The organism is Streptomyces afghaniensis (assembly GCF_044327915.1).
Lineage (GTDB): Bacteria > Actinomycetota > Actinomycetes > Streptomycetales > Streptomycetaceae > Streptomyces > Streptomyces afghaniensis.
On sequence record NZ_JBIRGJ010000007.1, the window covers coordinates 1 to 14,947 of the forward strand.

At 69.9% G+C, this 14,947-nt stretch carries 16 protein-coding genes; 7 read left to right on the forward strand and 9 right to left on the reverse strand.

The window, feature by feature from the left end:
* Both ACH4G3_RS25765 and ACH4G3_RS25770 read right to left on the reverse strand, forming a co-directional pair.
* The coding region (locus ACH4G3_RS25765) for a hypothetical protein (protein ID WP_397626735.1) at positions 1–226 on the reverse strand (226 nt) is incomplete at its 3' end.
* A gap of 128 nt (positions 227–354) precedes the next feature.
* Entirely contained in the window at positions 355–1,005 is a 651-nt protein-coding gene (locus ACH4G3_RS25770) for a DNA-3-methyladenine glycosylase (protein WP_397626736.1), read from the reverse strand.
* A 145-nt stretch (positions 1,006–1,150) separates the two neighbouring features.
* Between ACH4G3_RS25770 and ACH4G3_RS25775 the strand changes: the two genes are divergently transcribed.
* The 3 genes from ACH4G3_RS25775 (at position 1,151) to ACH4G3_RS25785 (ending at position 3,238) form a co-directional block, all read left to right on the forward strand.
* The gene (locus ACH4G3_RS25775; RefSeq protein ID WP_020272304.1) at positions 1,151–1,933 is read left to right on the forward strand and encodes a sporulation protein; all 783 of its coding nucleotides are present in this window, start codon (positions 1,151–1,153) and stop codon (positions 1,931–1,933) included.
* A 52-nt stretch (positions 1,934–1,985) separates the two neighbouring features.
* Entirely contained in the window at positions 1,986–2,522 is a 537-nt protein-coding gene (locus ACH4G3_RS25780; RefSeq protein ID WP_397626737.1) for a YbhB/YbcL family Raf kinase inhibitor-like protein, read from the forward strand.
* Positions 2,523–2,731: 209 nt separating this feature from the next.
* Complete coding sequence (locus ACH4G3_RS25785; protein WP_397626738.1) at positions 2,732–3,238, forward strand: HNH endonuclease; 507 nt, start codon at positions 2,732–2,734, stop codon at positions 3,236–3,238.
* Positions 3,239–3,298: 60 nt separating this feature from the next.
* Here the strand turns inward: ACH4G3_RS25785 and ACH4G3_RS25790 are convergent, their stop codons facing one another.
* The 3 genes from ACH4G3_RS25790 to ACH4G3_RS25800 all read right to left on the reverse strand — a co-directional run bounded on the left by ACH4G3_RS25790 (position 3,299) and on the right by ACH4G3_RS25800 (position 5,714).
* Positions 3,299–4,258, reverse strand: a complete 960-nt coding sequence (locus ACH4G3_RS25790) for an SPFH domain-containing protein (RefSeq protein ID WP_397626739.1) — start codon at positions 4,256–4,258, stop codon at positions 3,299–3,301.
* Between the two features lie 131 nt (positions 4,259–4,389).
* Positions 4,390–4,821, reverse strand: coding sequence for an NfeD family protein (locus ACH4G3_RS25795; protein ID WP_397626740.1), 432 nt, complete (start codon positions 4,819–4,821; stop codon positions 4,390–4,392).
* 95 nt (positions 4,822–4,916) lie between these two features.
* Positions 4,917–5,714: an ABC transporter ATP-binding protein gene (locus tag ACH4G3_RS25800; protein ID WP_020272309.1), complete on the reverse strand. Its 798-nt coding sequence runs from the start codon at positions 5,712–5,714 to the stop codon at positions 4,917–4,919.
* A gap of 161 nt (positions 5,715–5,875) precedes the next feature.
* On the opposite strand from ACH4G3_RS25800, the gene ACH4G3_RS25805 reads away from it, so the two are divergent.
* Entirely contained in the window at positions 5,876–6,661 is a 786-nt protein-coding gene (locus ACH4G3_RS25805; protein ID WP_082319847.1) for a hypothetical protein, read from the forward strand.
* 196 nt (positions 6,662–6,857) lie between these two features.
* On the opposite strand, the gene ACH4G3_RS25810 is transcribed toward ACH4G3_RS25805, so the two are convergent.
* The 3 genes from ACH4G3_RS25810 to ACH4G3_RS25820 form a co-directional block, all read right to left on the reverse strand.
* A complete protein-coding gene (locus ACH4G3_RS25810; protein WP_397619760.1) occupies positions 6,858–7,100 on the reverse strand; it encodes a chaplin in 243 nt (80 codons plus the stop codon).
* A 156-nt stretch (positions 7,101–7,256) separates the two neighbouring features.
* Entirely contained in the window at positions 7,257–7,898 is a 642-nt protein-coding gene (locus tag ACH4G3_RS25815; protein WP_037668875.1) for a response regulator, read from the reverse strand.
* Positions 7,891–9,036 carry a GAF domain-containing sensor histidine kinase gene (locus ACH4G3_RS25820; protein WP_397626741.1) on the reverse strand — a complete coding sequence of 382 codons (1,146 nt, stop codon included), beginning with the start codon at positions 9,034–9,036 and terminating at the stop codon, positions 7,891–7,893. The genes ACH4G3_RS25815 and ACH4G3_RS25820 overlap by 8 nt, the downstream gene beginning before the upstream one ends.
* A 236-nt stretch (positions 9,037–9,272) precedes the next feature.
* Between ACH4G3_RS25820 and ACH4G3_RS25825 the strand changes: the two genes are divergently transcribed.
* From ACH4G3_RS25825 to ACH4G3_RS25835, 3 genes are all read left to right on the forward strand, one after another.
* On the forward strand, positions 9,273–9,971 hold the full coding sequence (locus tag ACH4G3_RS25825) for an SDR family NAD(P)-dependent oxidoreductase (RefSeq protein ID WP_397626742.1): 699 nt from the start codon (positions 9,273–9,275) through the stop codon (positions 9,969–9,971).
* Entirely contained in the window at positions 9,968–11,011 is a 1,044-nt protein-coding gene (locus ACH4G3_RS25830) for an S-adenosylmethionine:tRNA ribosyltransferase-isomerase (RefSeq protein ID WP_397626743.1), read from the forward strand. Before ACH4G3_RS25825 ends, ACH4G3_RS25830 begins: the two co-directional genes overlap by 4 nt.
* A gap of 354 nt (positions 11,012–11,365) precedes the next feature.
* Positions 11,366–12,094 (forward strand): transglycosylase SLT domain-containing protein, encoded by a 729-nt coding sequence (locus ACH4G3_RS25835; protein WP_397626744.1) that lies wholly within the window; start codon positions 11,366–11,368, stop codon positions 12,092–12,094.
* A gap of 92 nt (positions 12,095–12,186) precedes the next feature.
* Here the strand turns inward: ACH4G3_RS25835 and ACH4G3_RS25840 are convergent, their stop codons facing one another.
* Positions 12,187–14,733, reverse strand: coding sequence for an ABC transporter ATP-binding protein/permease (locus ACH4G3_RS25840; protein ID WP_397626745.1), 2,547 nt, complete (start codon positions 14,731–14,733; stop codon positions 12,187–12,189).
* Positions 14,734–14,947: the final 214 nt, after the last annotated feature.

Here is a 14,947-nt window from a genome sequence, read left to right on the forward strand (position 1 = left end):
AAGGAACGGTCGCTTCCTTTGTACTCACCCTCTCGGGCTTTCCTCCGGGCGCTTCCCTTCGGTCTTGCGTTTCCGACTCTATCAGATCTTTTTCTCGATCCGATTCCCTGTCGGCGGGATTTGCCGGGCGGCCTTGGCTTTCGCTCGTCGGCCTTTCGACATTCACTACGTTAACCGATTCGCCGTCCAACTCATAATCGAGTCCGTCGGCGCCGAATTCAGGCATGCGGGCACGCAGAATTCGCCCCTGCTGAGGGGAGTCGCTAGGTAGTGGGTTGGCCGCTTCCGGCTGCTGGCGAATGCCGTACCCGGGTCAAGCGGCTCGGGCTACATTACGCATCCTGCGGGTACGCGTCAACTTCGGCGGCGCCTCGGGACATGGGCCCGATAAGGGCTCACCGTCGGATCGTTGGCGATCCAGAAGCGCCAGGGGTGGATGTCGCCGTTGCCCCCGTCGCCCGCGACTCCGGTGCGTGGGCCGTTGCGTACCTGGTCACGCGGTACGGGCGTGCCCGTGAGCATCCTCAGGGGGGTGGCGTCGGAGGTGCATGCGTCCGTGCCGTCCAGGGAGCGGTCCACGTCCAGAGCCGTGGCCAGACGGGCCGGGCCTTTGGCCAGTTCCTTGTCGTTGCGGGCCGAGAGTCGACGGGTGCGGGCCAGCTCGGCGCCCTCGATGATCTCGCCTGCACGGAGCAGGACCGCGCTCGCCTTGCCCTCGGGGCCGCACACCAGGTTCATGCAGAACCACATGCCGTAGGTGAAGTAGACGTAGACGTGCCCGGGGGGACCGAACATCACGCCGTTGCGGGCCGTGCGGCCGCGATAGGCGTGTGAGCCGGGGTCGTCGGCACCGTCGTAGGCCTCTACCTCTGTGAGGCGGAGGGTGATCGGACCGTCCGGGGTGGTGCGTACCAGGATGCGGCCGAGGAGGTCGGGGGCGACATCGAGGACGGGCCGGTCGAAGAACTCCCTGGGCAGGGGCGTACGGTCGGGGGTCGCGATCATGCCGTCCGAGGGTACTGGAGACGGGTGGTGCGGCGGGGTGGCCTCAGAGCGCCGGCCTTGCCAGGGTGAGGGTGTGGAACCGGCCACGGCCGGATCGCGTTTGTACTGATCAGGGATTCACCCGTAGTGGGCGAGAGGGAGAGACATGGCGTTCAAGAAGCTGCTCGCGAGCCTGGGGGCCGGCGGGGCTTCGGTCGAGACGGTGCTGCACGAGGTCAACGTCGTCCCGGGCGGTGTCGTCCAGGGTGAGGTGCGGATCCAGGGCGGGTCCGTGAACCAGCAGATCGAGGGGCTCTCGGTCGGGCTCCAGGCCAAGGTCGAGGTGGAGAGCGGCGACCAGGAGTACAAGCAGGACATCGAGTTCACGAAGTCCCGGCTGGGCGGGGCGTTCGAGCTTCAGGCGAACGCGGTGCACGCGGTGCAGTTCGGGCTGGAGATCCCGTGGGAGACGCCGATCACGACGATCGACGGTCAGGAGCTGCGCTCGATGCACATCGGGGTCTCCACGGAGCTGGAGATCGCGCGGGCGGTGGACTCCGGTGACCTGGACCCGATCAAGGTGCACCCGCTGCCGGCGCAGAAGGCGATCCTGGACGCCTTCATCCAGCTGGGCTTCCGCTTCAAGAACGCGGACATGGAGCGCGGGGTCATCCGGGGTACGCGGCAGAAGCTGCCGTTCTACCAGGAGATCGAGTTCTACCCGCCGCAGCAGTACCGGGGGCTGAACCAGGTCGAGCTGAGCTTCGTGGCCGACGCGAACGCCATGGACGTGGTGCTCGAGATGGACAAGAAGCCGGGTCTGTTCAGCGAGGGCAGCGACACCTTCCGGTCCTTCCAGGTGGGTCTCAACGACTACCAGGGGACCGACTGGACGGCGTACCTCAACCAGTGGCTCTCCGAGGTGGGCAGCAAGCGCAACTGGTTCTAGGAGAGGCCCTAGGCTCGGGGTCAACTGCAAGAACCGATCAGGAGGTACCGAGGTGACCGAGCTCAAGCGGCGGCCGCTCCCCCACGACTTCCATCCGCCTGTGCCGTCGTTCACGGTGACGAGCGAGGACGTCCAGGAGGGTGCGACGCTCAAGGACGCTCAGGTCCAGGCGGCCGGCAACACCTCGCCGCAGCTGCGGTGGGAGGGCTTCCCGCCTGAGACCAAGAGCTTCGCCGTGACCTGCTACGACCCCGATGCCCCGACGGGCAGCGGGTTCTGGCACTGGGTGCTGTTCGACATCCCGGCGTCGGTGACCGAGCTGCCGGCGGGTGCGGGCAGCGGGTTCGAGGGCCTGCCCGAGGGTGCGGTCCACGCTCGTAACGACTACGGCGGCAAGGAGTTCGGCGGTGCCGCGCCGCCGCCCGGGGACGGGCCGCACCGGTACGTGTTCACGGTGTACGCCGTGGATCAGGAGAAGCTCGGTCCGGACGCGGAGGCTTCGCCCGCCGTCGTGGGCTTCAATCTTCGGTTCCACACGATCGGGCGCGCTCAGTTGATCGGTGAGTACGAGGTGCCCGCCGAGGGCTGACGAGCCGCCCCGCGATCCCGGCGTTCACGGAACGTTTGCCCGCTCCTGGTCTTGGAATTGATCAGGAGCGGGCATTTTTGTTGCCGGGGGCCGCGGGGGTCACCCCCCGTGGGAGCAGCAGATATTGCGTTGTCCATCTCGGCGTGCCCGGCCAGAGTTGATCCCAGCCCGCCATGGGGTGGGCCGGTGCACACGGGAGGTGGGCTGGTATGCGGGACACGCTGGTACTCAACGCGAGCTTCGAGCCGCTGTCGACGGTGACGCTGAACCGAGCCGTCGTTCTGGTGCTTCAGGACAAGGCCGTCGTCGAGCAGGCCCACCCCGAGCTGCGGATGCGGGGAGCCGCGGTCGACATACCGGCGCCCCGGGTGATCAGGCTCTGCCAGTACGTACGGGTGCCCTTCCGAAGACGAGCGCCGTGGTCGAGGCGGGGTGTGCTGGTCCGGGACCGGCACCGGTGCGCGTACTGCGGGAGGCGGGCGACGACCGTCGACCATGTGGTGCCGCGGTCGCAGGGCGGTCAGGACACCTGGCTGAACACGGTGGCCTCGTGCGCGCAGGACAACCACCGCAAGGCGAACCGGACTCCGGAGGAGGCGGGGATGCCGCTGCTGCGGCAGCCGTTCGAGCCGACTCCGGCGGACGCGATGCTGCTGGCTCTGGGGCGGGACGACTTCGACGCGCTGCCGGAGTGGCTGGCCCAGCCTGCGGCCTAGGGTCCGTCGCATGAAGGGGCCCGCTTCCGATCGGAAGCGGGCCCCTTCATGCGTGCCGGGTCAGTCGATGGACGGCTTCTCGCGGCGCTCCTGCGCGGGGACGTGGCCGCCGGACGCGCCGCCGTTGCCACCGGAACCTCCGCCGATGCCGCCGAAGTTGCCCATCGCGCCGGACAGGCCCTTGAGGGCGTCGCCGATCTCGCTGGGGACGATCCAGAGCTTGTTGGCGTCGCCCTCGGCGATCTTCGGGAGCATCTGGAGGTACTGGTAGGAGAGGAGCTTCTGGTCCGGGTCGCCGGCGTGGATGGCCTCGAAGACCGTACGGACGGCCTGGGCCTCGCCCTCGGCGCGCAGGGCGGCTGCCTTGGCCTCACCTTCGGCGCGCAGGATCTGGGACTGCTTCTCACCTTCGGCGCGCAGGATCTCGGACTGCCGGACACCTTCGGCCTGGAGGATGGCGGCGCGCTTGTCGCGGTCGGCGCGCATCTGCTTCTCCATCGAGTCCTGGATGGAGGTGGGCGGCTCGATGGCCTTCAGCTCGACGCGGTTGACGCGGATGCCCCACTTGCCGGTGGCCTCGTCGAGGACGCCGCGCAGGGCCGCGTTGATCTCCTCGCGGGAGGTCAGGGTCCGCTCCAGGTCCATGCCACCGATGATGTTGCGGAGCGTGGTGACGGTGAGCTGCTCGATCGCCTGGATGTAGCTGGCGACTTCGTACGTCGCGGCGCGGGCGTCGGTCACCTGGTAGTAGATGACCGTGTCGATGTTGACCACCAGGTTGTCCTGGGTGATCACCGGCTGCGGCGGGAAGGGCACGACCTGTTCGCGCAGGTCGATGCGGTTGCGGATGGTGTCGATGAACGGGACGACGATGTTGAGGCCGGCGTTCAGCGTCCGCGTGTAGCGGCCGAAGCGCTCGACGATGGCCGCACTGGCCTGTGGGATGACTTGGATCGTCTTGATCAGGGCGATGAAGACCAACACCACCAGAATGATCAGGACGATGATGACCGGTTCCATCGTCGTTCCCCGTACCCTTCTCCGCCTCGGCGACTTCGGCAGATCTCATGGTTGTCGAAGATCTTGCTGGTCGAGTCTGTCAGACCGTCACGTAGCTGGCGAGGAGTTCACTCCAGTTACGTCCTGCGAGGTCACATGACGATCGCAGTGGCTCCCTCGATGTCCACGACGTCCACTTCCTGCCCTACTTCGTAGGCGCGGTCGGTGTCGAGGGCGCGGGCCGACCAGACCTCTCCGGCCAGCTTGATCCGGCCGCCGGAGGCATCGACGCGTTCCAGGACGACGGCTTGTCTGCCTTTCAACGCGTCCACGCCGGTGGCGAGTTGGGGCCGCTGGGCGCGGTGCCGGTTCGCGATGGGCCGTACGACGGCGATGCCCGCGGTCGAGATGACGGCGAAGACGACGACCTGGGCGACGGCTCCGCCGCCGAACACGCCGTTGACGACCGCGGCGCCGATGGCGCCCACCGCGAGCATGCCGAGTTCCGGCATCGCGGTGACCACGAGCGCGATCCCGAGCGCTGTCGCGCCGATCAGCCACCACAGCCATGCGTCGATTTCCACATGGTCATGGTAGGTCCGACGGCCCTGTCACCGACAGGGCGCCCAGCGTGTGAAATGCCGTTCTTACTCTGGGATTTGCGGGGCGAGGCGCCGGGTCAGGACAGCGGGAGGCCCTGTGCCGTCCAGCGCTCGCCCGCCTGTTCGACGACGAGGGGGAGGCCGAAGCAGAGGGAGAGGTTGCGGGAGGTGAGTTCGAGCTCCATCGGACCGGCGGCGAGGACCTTGCCCTGGCGGATCATGAGGACGTGCGTGAAGCCCGGGGGGATCTCCTCGACGTGGTGGGTGACCATGAGCATCGAGGGGGCGATCGGGTCGCGGGCGAGGCGGCCGAGGCGGCGGACGAGGTCCTCGCGGCCGCCGAGGTCGAGGCCGGCGGCGGGCTCGTCGAGGAGCAGCAGCTCGGGGTCGGTCATCAGGGCACGGGCGATGAGGGTGCGCTTGCGCTCGCCCTCGGAGAGCGTGCCGAACTTGCGCTCCAGGTACTCGCTCATGCCGAGGCGGTCGAGGAAGGCGCGGGCGCGCTGTTCGTCGATCTCCTCGTAGTCCTCGTGCCAGGTGGCGGTCATGCCGTAGGCGGCGGTCAGCACCGTCTCCAGGACCGTCTGGCGCTTGGGGAGCTTGTCGGCCATGGCGATGCCGGCCATGCCGATGCGCGGGCGCAGCTCGAAGACGTCGGTGCCGGGCCTGCCGAGGGTCTCGCCGAGGATGGCGGCGGTGCCCGAGCTGGGGAAGAGGTAGGTGGAAGCGAGGTTGAGGAGGGTGGTCTTGCCGGCGCCGTTCGGGCCCAGGATGACCCAGCGCTCGCCCTCCTTGACCGACCAGGAGACCTGGTCCACCAGAGCCCGGCCCTCGCGGACCACGGATACGTCCTGAAGCTCCAGAACATCGCTCATGAGCGCGTTGTCTCCCCTTGCAGTGTGGCCGGTCTCGGCTGTCGCGTAAGCCTGTGGCTCGGTCCGCCGCGCCGGTGGGCGCAGCCCTCCATGAAATCTACGCCACCGGTCGGCCGGGACATTCCCTCGGTCCGGTCCTTGGAGGGTCCTAGGGTGGGGACATGCTCACGGAACCACGCGCTGGACGTCTCGCTGCATGGGGAAATGCCCTTTTGGCCGGACTTGTCTCACCGGATGACGCTGTGCTCGCCATCGTCGGCGAGGACGCGGTGCATCGGGTGGAAGGGCTGCCGGGAGAGTCGGGCCAGGTCGGGCTGACGCTCGCGCTGGGGCGGCTGCGCAGGCTCGGGGTGACCGGGCTGCGGGTGGCACTGCCCGCGCCGGGGCATCCGCTGGGGCTGAGCGGGCCGCCGGAGTTCAACGCGCGGGCGCTGGAGGCCGAGGAGGCGGTGGTCTGTTACGGGGCCGCCCTGGGGTTGGTGCCGGACGTGTACGACGCCGGGCCTGAGGGTGTTCAGGTCGAGGTGGTGTGGCATGTGCTGCCCGTGCGGGAGGCGCCGCCTGCGGACGTGCCGTCGCTGGGTGAGGCCGAGCGGGAGCTCGCGGAGGCTCTCCGGGAGGCGACCGAGGTACTGACGCGGCTGGATGTGGCCGGGTCGGGGCCGGTGGCGGAGGCGGCGGTCGACGCGTATCGGGCTCGGGCCGAGCGGGGGCGGGAGGTGCTGGCGCCGGGGTATCCGTCACGGGCGGTGCGGGTGCTGGAGTTGGCGCAGCGGGTGGGGACGCTCATCGTTGTGGCGACGGAGAGCGGGCACGGCGGTGCGGTGAGTTCGTCCGAGATGTCTGCGCGGCGGGAGGCGTTGCGGCCGGTGGAGCGGACGGCTCGGCGGGCGCAGGTCGCGGCGTACAACTCCGTTGTGGAGGAGCGGGAGCGGGGGGTGCGGTGACTGTGGGTTGTCTGGTGCTCGGCGTTGGTGCTGAGGGCGGGTGTGTGCGCAGCCCGGCGTGGCGGGGTGCCGCTGCGCCCACCCGTGCCGCCCCAGCGGCACGACTGCCCGCAGCCAAGCGGGGCTGAGCGGGCCGGCCTCCCAGTGGGACTGGGAGGCCGGTGGTCACCTCCGGCTCGGAGACGGAGGTGGGGGGTCAGTGGTTGACGGCGTGGTTGCCGAAGGCCGGGTTCAGCGCGCCCACGACGTTCACGCTGTTGCCGGAGACGTTGACCGGGACGTGCACCGGGGCCTGGACGACGTTGCCCGAGCCGACGCCCGGGGAGCCCACGGCCTGGCCGTCAGCGTGCGCGCTGGTGGCGGAGGCGATGCCCGCGCCCGCGGCCAGCAGGCCACCGGTCACCATCGTCACGGCAGCGGCCTTCTTCAGGTTCTTCACTTCTGAGCCCTCCTTGCGATTGCCGCGGCAGGCGCCGCAGCACGCACTGGAGAACGGCGGAGATCCACCGAGGTTGCGCCATGTGAGGGACGTTCCCACGACAGTATGAATCTCGGTCTGGAATGGAACCCTCCGTGTTGCCGTGGGATGAGCGTGTCAGCCGGTCACGCCATGGCGAACGGCCCACAGGGCGGCCTGGGTCCGGTCGGACAGGTCGAGTTTCATCAGGATGTTCGAGACGTGGGTCTTGACGGTCTTCTCGGAGAGGACGAGCGCGCGGGCGATCTCCCGGTTGGAGCGGCCGTCCGCTATCAGGCCGAGCACCTCGCGCTCCCGGTCCGTGAGCGAACCGGCACGTCCCGGGCCCGAGTTGGCCTCCTCCTGGGACAGCAGGGCGTCGGCGACCTCCGGCTGGAGGAGGATGTGCCCCGCGTGGACGGAGCGGATGGCTCCGGCGAGGGCGTCGGGGTCGACGTCCTTGTAGACGTAACCGGCGGCGCCCGCGCGCAGGGCCGGGACCACCGTGCGCTGCTCCGTGAAGCTGGTGACGATCAGCACGCGCGCGGGGTTGTCCAGTTCGCGGAGTCTGCGCAGGGCGTCGACGCCGTCCATGCCCGGCATCTTGACGTCCATGAGGATGACGTCGGGCCGCAGCTCCTCCGCGCGGTCGACCCCCTCGGCGCCGTCCGCCGCCTCGCCGACGACCTCGATGTCGTCCTGCACCTCGAGGAACGTACGCAGGCCCCGGCGGACGACCTGGTGGTCGTCGACGAGCAGCACCTTGATTGCGTCAGCCACCGGGGACCTCCATCTCGATCGTGGTGCCCTTGCCGGGCGCCGATTCCACGGTCAGCGTGCCGCCGGCGCCGCTCGCCCGGTCCCGCATGGAGACCAGGCCCAGATGGCGTCCTGCGCGGCGGACCGCCTGCGGGTCGAAGCCGCTGCCGTCGTCCGTGACGCGCAGGACGGCTCCGCTGCCGCGGCGGTCCAGGGTGACGTCCACGTGGTCGGCGCCGGAGTGGCGCAGGGCGTTGTGCAGGGCCTCCTGGGCGACGCGCAGGACGGCCTCCTCCTGGGAGGCGGGCAGAGCCTTCACACCGCGGCCGGCGAAGGTGACGCGGGCGGAGTGCGCACGGTCGAGCACCTGGACCTGCGTCCGGAGGGTGGCCACGAGACCGTCCTCGTCGAGGGCGGCGGGGCGCAACTCGACGACGGCGGCGCGCAGTTCGTCGGCGGCCTCGGCGGCGAGGGCCGCCACCTGCTGGAGTTCGCCCTTGGCACGGGAGGGGTCCCGGTCCACCAGGCGGGCCGCTGCCTGGGCGGTCAGGCGGAGGGAGAAGAGCTTCTGGCTGACCGCGTCGTGCAGTTCGTGGGCGAGGCGGGAGCGTTCCTCGGCGATGGTGAGTTCTCGGCTGCGTTCGTAGAGCCGGGCGTTGGTGAGGGCTATCGCCGCGTGCTGGGCCAGGATGCCGAGCAGTTCCTCGTCGTCCTGTGTGAAGCCGCAGCCGCCTTGCGGCTTGGGGCAGTTCTTGTTGGCGAGGAAGAGTGCGCCGATGACCTCGTCGCCGTCCCGGATGGGCAGGCCCAGGAAGTCGACCAGGTCGGGGTGGGCGCTCGGCCAGCCCTCGAAGCGGGGGTCCTTGCGGACGTCGGCGAGGCGCTCGACCCTGGCCTCGTGGAGCATCGCGGCGAGGATGCCGTGCTGGCGCGGGAGCGGGCCGATGGCCTTCCACTGCTCCTCGCTGACGCCGTCCACCACGAACTGGGCGAAGCCGCCGTGGTCGTCCGGGACGCCGAGCGCGGCGTACTGCGCGTCGAGCAGTTCGCGGGCCGAGGCGACGATCGTCTTGAGGACGTCGCGCACCTCGAGATGCCTGCTCATGGCCAGCAACGCGGAGCTCACCGCGGCGAGGCCGGACCGGGGACCGTGACTCATGTCCTCACGGTACCGGCGGGCTGTGACATCGCGGATCGGACCGGTGGGGGCGGGCGCCCGGTCCGGTGGGCCTAGGTCGCGGGGCCGATGCGGCCGGGCGGCGCGGCGTAGGGCCCAGGGCGCCGGGCCGGTGGCGTAGGGCGAAGTGACCCGGTGGTCTGCGGCCCGCGTCCGAGGCGGTCGGGGTGTCTCCGTTCCTAGGTTGAGGGCACACGATCACAGCGAGGGAGCGGATCATGCCGGTTGCGATCATCACCGGGGCCTCGAAGGGCCTGGGCCGGGCGCTCGCGGAGGCCCTGGCCGGGCGGGGCTGGGATCTGGTGCTCGATGCCAGGGGCACCGAGGCACTGACGGACGCGGCGGAGGCCGTCTCCGCGCACGGCACGCGCGTGACCGCCCTGCCCGGGGACGTCACGGACGCAGCGCACCGTGCGGCGCTGGTGGCGGCGGCGTGGCGGCTCGGCGGCGTCGACCTGCTGGTGCACAACGCGAGCGCGCTGGGCGCCGAGCCCCTGGTGCGGCTGGAGGAGCTGCCCCTGGAGGGGCTGCGGCGGGCGCTGGAGGTGAACCTGGTGGCGGGTCTCGGCCTGGTCCAGGAGGCGCTGCCGCTGCTGCGGGCCTCGCGGGCGGGCACCGTCGTGGCGGTCAGTTCGGACGCGGCCGCCGAGGCGTACGAGACCTGGGGCGGCTACGGGGCGTCCAAGGCGGCCCTGGACCAGCTGATGGCGGTGCTCGCCGTGGAGGAGCCGGGGCTGCGGGTCTGGGCGGTGGATCCCGGGGACATGGCCACGGACCTGTATGCGGCGGCCGTACCGGACGATCACGGTCCGCGGCCGGAGCCGGCGGCTGTGGTGCCGGGGTTCCTGCGGCTGCTGGAGGAGCGGCCCGCGAGTGGGCGGTACGGGGCTCCGGCCCTGGTGGACGAGGCCCGATGACACTGGCCGTGCGAGTACCGGATGAGCTGTCGGCCCGGGTGCCGGTCGAGCAGCGGCGGCCCGGGCTGGACCGGGACGCCGTGCGGATGCTGGTGTCCCGGGGCGTTGAGGTGGCGCATCACACGTTCCCGGAGCTGCCGCGGCTGTTGCGGGCCGGGGATCTGCTCGTGGTCAACACGTCGGCCACGCTGGCGGCGGCCGTGGACGGGTGGATCGGGCACGCGCGCGTGGTGGTGCACTTCTCCACGTGTGGGGACGACGGCCGCTGGGCGGTGGAGCTGCGGGAGCCCGACGGGCGGGGCACCACGCGCGCGCGTGCGGGTGGGCCCGCGGGTACGGGGGTGTGCCTGCCGGGAGGTGGGTGGCTGGTTCTGGAGGAGCCGCTGAGCGGTCGGAGCCGGCGGCTGTGGTGGGCGCGGGTCGCCGGGCCGGGGGTGCCGAGGCTGCTGCGGGAGCACGGGCGGCCCATTCGCTACTCGTACACGGAGCGCGACCAGCCGTTGTCCGTCTACCAGACGGTGTTCGCGCTGCCGTCCGAGGACGGGGCGGGCAGTGCGGAGATGCCGAGTGCGGCGCGGCCCTTCACGGCGCGGTCGGTGGCTGAGCTGGTGAGCCGGGGCGTGCAGTTCGCGCCGGTCACGCTGCATACGGGGGTGGCGTCGGCGGAGGCGCACGAGCCGCCGTATCCGGAGCGCTTCGCGGTGCCCGAGGCGTCGGCGCGGCTGATCAACGCCGCGAAGGCCGGTGGAGGCCGGGTCATAGCGGTCGGGACGACGGCGGTGCGGGCCGTGGAGTCGGCGGTGGGCGCCGACGGGGGCGTACGCGCGCGTGCGGGGTGGACGGATCTCGTCGTCACTCCGGAGCGCGGGGTGCGTGTGGTGGACGGGCTGCTGACCGGGCTGCACGAACCGGAGGCCTCGCATCTGCTGATGCTGGAGGCGGTCGCCGGGCGGGAGGCGATCGAGCGTGGCTACGAGGCCGCGCTCCAGGGCCGTTACCTGTGGCACGAGTTCGGGGACGTGCACCTCGTCCTGCAGTAGCAGGGGCGTGCAGGACCCTCACGCTGAGCATCGCTTGTGCAACCAGCGGTGAGACCACCCTTCGCCGGGTGTGAGCCCGCGCATAGGACCCACGTCACGTACGAAAGTGCATAGGAGACAAAGCCGCACCTATTGAGCGGCGCGGACAGTCCAGTCTGCCCCGATTTGCCCCTCCCTGATCCACTATCGGGCATCGTACGTCACACCTTTGCCACGCGATTTTGCGGCCGCTAAGAATTGCTGGCGTCGCTCAGCGCCGTGGGTTCACCTCCGCGGCGTTCGTGTCGGAAACACACCGAGTCCAACGCCGGACGCCGAGCGACTCCCGCGCTATTCGAAGAGGTCCACAGCAGCATGCCCAAGAACATCTTCAGCCGTGTTCAGAGTCGTCGCCTGACCCGTCACCACAAGATCGCCATGGCGGGTGTCGCCACCCTCGGCGCCGCCGCCATCGGCCTCTCCGCGGTGCCGAGCGGCGCGTCGACCAAGACCACGACCGAGGCCGCTCAGCCGGCTGCGGTGGCGTTCAGCACCGAGCAGATCAAGGACGTCAAGGCGAGCGTCACCGACCAGATGGCCAGCGCCAGCCTGAAGGCGGAGCAGATCGCGGCGAAGAAGAAGGCCGACGCCGCGGCCGCCGCCAAGAAGAAGGCCGCCGCCGAGGCCGCGAAGAAGAAGGCCGAGGCCGCACGCAAGGCCAAGGAGGCCGCGAGCCGGGACGCCAAGCGCGCCCAGGTCAAGAAGGCCGCCGCCAAGAGCTACCCGAACAACCTCGACGGCTGGATCCGCGAGTCGCTCGACGTCATGAAGAAGCACGGGATTCCCGGCTCCTACGACGGCATCAAGCGCAACATCATCCGAGAGTCCTCGGGTAACCCGAAGGCGATCAACAACTGGGACATCAACGCCATCAACGGCATCCCGTCGAAGGGCCTGCTCCAGGTCATCCCGCCGACCTTCAAGCACTGGCACGTCCCCGGCACCTCCTGGGACATCTACGACCCGGTCGCCAACATCACCGCCGCCTGCAACTACGCGGCCGACAAGTACGGCTCGATGGACAACGTCAACAGCGCGTACTGAGGCTGGCGCGGACCTCTGCTTCGCTGACTGAACGCCGAAGGGCGGCACCCCTCCTGACGGGGTGCCGCCCTTCGGGCACGGTGGAGCGGTGACTACTTGCGCATGACCTCGGGCTCGTGGCGGCGCAGGAAGCGGGCCACGAAGAAGCCGCAGATCACGCCCAGGACAAGGAGCGCGCCCATGTCCATGGCCCAGGCCCCGACGGTGTGCTCCCACAGCGGGTCGTTGTCGCCGGCCGTCTCGGGCGGGCTGATCTTGTTGAAGTCCAGCGTGGCACCGGAGGCGGCGACCGCCCAGCGCGACGGCATCAGGAACGAGAACTGGTTGACGCCGATCGAGCCGTGCAGCGTGAACAGGCAGCCCGTGAAGACGACCTGGATGATGGCGAACATCACCAGCAGCGGCATGGTCTTCTCCGCGGTCTTGACCAGCGACGAGATGATCAGACCGAACATCATGGAGGTGAAGCCCAGGGCCATGATCGGCACGGACAGCTCCAGCAGCGTGGCGCTGCCGAAGACCAGGCCCTCCTCGGGGATCTCCCGGCTGGAGAAGCCGATGACGCCGACCAGCAGGCCCTGCAGGACGGTGATCATGCCGAGCACGAACACCTTCGACATCAGGTACGCCGAGCGCGACAGGCCGGTCGCGCGCTCCCGCTCGTAGATGACCCGTTCCTTGATCAGCTCGCGGACCGAGTTCGCCGCGCCCGCGAAGCAGGCGCCGACCGCGAGGATCAGCAGGACCGTGGTGGCCGTGCCGTTCGGGATGATCCGGCCGGTCTGCGGATTGGCCGGGTTGGGCAGCAGACCCTTGTCCGCGTCGATGAGCAGGCTCACCGCGCCGAGCACCGCCGGCAGGATCACCATCAGGGCGAGGAAGCCCTTGTCGGACGCGATCACCGAGACATAGCGCCGGACGAGCGTGACGAACTGGGACATCCAGCCCTGCGGCTTCGGCGGCTTCATCGCCTGCATCGGCGGAACCTGTACGGACTGCGGCGCGACGGCGTCGATGTCCGCGGCGTACATCTGGTAGTGCTGCGAGCCCTTCCAGCGGCCCGCCCAGTCGTAGTCGCGGTAGTTCTCGAAGGCGGAGAAGACATCGGCCCAGGTGTCGTAGCCGAAGAAGTTCAGCGCCTCCTCCGGCGGGCCGAAGTAGGCCACCGCGCCGCCGGGCGCCATCACCAGCAGCTTGTCGCACAGCGCCAGCTCCGCCACGGAGTGGGTGACGACGAGGACCGTACGGCCGTCGTCCGCCAGGCCGCGCAGCAGCTGCATGACATCGCGGTCCATGCCCGGGTCGAGGCCGGAGGTCGGCTCGTCCAGGAAGATCAGCGACGGCTTGGTGAGCAGCTCCAGGGCCACGGAGACGCGCTTGCGCTGGCCGCCGGACAGGGACGTGACCTTCTTGTCCTTGTGGATGTCCAGCTTCAGCTCGCGCAGCACCTCGTCGATACGGGCGTCGCGCTCGGCGGCCGTGGTGTCCGCCGGGAAGCGGAGCTTGGCCGCGTACTTGAGGGCCTTCTTGACGGTCAGCTCCTTGTGCAGGATGTCGTCCTGCGGGACCAGACCGATGCGCTGGCGCAGCTCGGCGAACTGCTTGTAGAGATTCCGGTTGTCGTAGAGGACCTCGCCCTGGTCGGCCGGGCGGTAGCCGGTGAGCGCCTTGAGCAGGGTTGACTTGCCGGACCCGGACGGGCCGATGACCGCGATCAGCGACTTCTCCGGGACGCCGAAGGAGACGTCCTTGAGGATCTGCTTGCCGCCGTCGACGGTGACGGTCAGGTGGCGCGCGGAGAAGGACACCTCACCGGTGTCGACGAACTCCTCGAGCCGGTCGCCGACGATCCGGAACGTCGAGTGGCCGACGCCGACGACATCGGCAGGACCGAGCAGCTGCGTGCCGCCCTTGGGGATCGGCTGGCCGTTGACGTACGTGCCGTTGTGCGAGCCCAGGTCGCGGATCTCCATGCGCCCGTCGGGCGTCGAGTGGAACTCGGCGTGGTGCCGGGAGACCTGGAGGTCGGAGACGACCAGCTCGTTCTCCAGGGCCCGGCCGATGCGCATCACGCGGCCGAGGGAGAACTGGTGGAACGTGGTCGGGCTGCGGTCGCCGTAGACCGGCGGCGCCCCCGCGACGCCGCCGGGGCCCTGCTGCTGTGGGATGTGCGCCGCGTGCTGCTGCGGCTGCTGCTGCCAGCCGGCCTGGGCCTCCTGCTGCGGGGCCTGGAACTGCTGGTGGGGCGCCTGCTGAGCAGGGGCCTGCTGGGCCCAGCCGGGATTCGCGCCCTGTGCGGCGTACGGCTGCTGCTGGGGCTGGGCCTGCGGCGTGGCGACGGAGGCTGCGGCACCGGAGAAGTCCAGGCGCGGGCCGTCGGTCGCGTTGCCCAGGTTGACCGCCGAGCCCGGGCCGAGCTCCAGCTGATGGATCCGCTGCCCCTGCACGAAGGTGCCGTTGGTGCTGCCATGGTCCTCGATGACCCAACTGCGCCCGTTGAAACTGACCGTGGCGTGACGCCAGGAGACCCTGGCGTCGTCGAAGACGACGTCCCCCTGCGGATCACGTCCGAGGGTGTAAGCCCTGGACGGATCGAGCGTCCAGGTACGTCCGTTTGATTCCAGTACGAGTTCCGGCACTCCATGCCCCACTGAGTTGTCCCCCGAGTTACCCCCGACATGGGGAGTCTAGGGATGTCGAACATCGGGGGGAACTATTTCAGTAGCGGCCGCCTGACCGAAAGTCGGGCCTTGTGAAGACCGCGTTCGGACGCATCAGCCGTTTCCGTTGACGGGGTTGAAAACGGGCCGGAGAGTGGTATTTCGACGCGAGGGGGACGGACGCGGTGTTCCC

Excerpts from the sequence above, each read along its gene's own strand:
- ACH4G3_RS25770 (WP_397626736.1), bottom strand. The coding sequence starts at position 1,005 with ATGATCGCGACCCCCGACCGTACGCCCCTGCCCAGGGAGTTCTTCGAC.
- ACH4G3_RS25775 (WP_020272304.1), top strand. The coding sequence starts at position 1,151 with ATGGCGTTCAAGAAGCTGCTCGCGAGCCTGGGGGCCGGCGGGGCTTCG.
- ACH4G3_RS25785 (WP_397626738.1), top strand. The coding sequence starts at position 2,732 with ATGCGGGACACGCTGGTACTCAACGCGAGCTTCGAGCCGCTGTCGACG.
- ACH4G3_RS25790 (WP_397626739.1), bottom strand. The coding sequence starts at position 4,258 with ATGGAACCGGTCATCATCGTCCTGATCATTCTGGTGGTGTTGGTCTTC.
- ACH4G3_RS25800 (WP_020272309.1), bottom strand. The coding sequence starts at position 5,714 with ATGAGCGATGTTCTGGAGCTTCAGGACGTATCCGTGGTCCGCGAGGGC.
- ACH4G3_RS25805 (WP_082319847.1), top strand. The coding sequence starts at position 5,876 with ATGCTCACGGAACCACGCGCTGGACGTCTCGCTGCATGGGGAAATGCC.
- ACH4G3_RS25820 (WP_397626741.1), bottom strand. The coding sequence starts at position 9,036 with ATGAGTCACGGTCCCCGGTCCGGCCTCGCCGCGGTGAGCTCCGCGTTG.
- ACH4G3_RS25825 (WP_397626742.1), top strand. The coding sequence starts at position 9,273 with ATGCCGGTTGCGATCATCACCGGGGCCTCGAAGGGCCTGGGCCGGGCG.
- ACH4G3_RS25830 (WP_397626743.1), top strand. The coding sequence starts at position 9,968 with ATGACACTGGCCGTGCGAGTACCGGATGAGCTGTCGGCCCGGGTGCCG.
- ACH4G3_RS25835 (WP_397626744.1), top strand. The coding sequence starts at position 11,366 with ATGCCCAAGAACATCTTCAGCCGTGTTCAGAGTCGTCGCCTGACCCGT.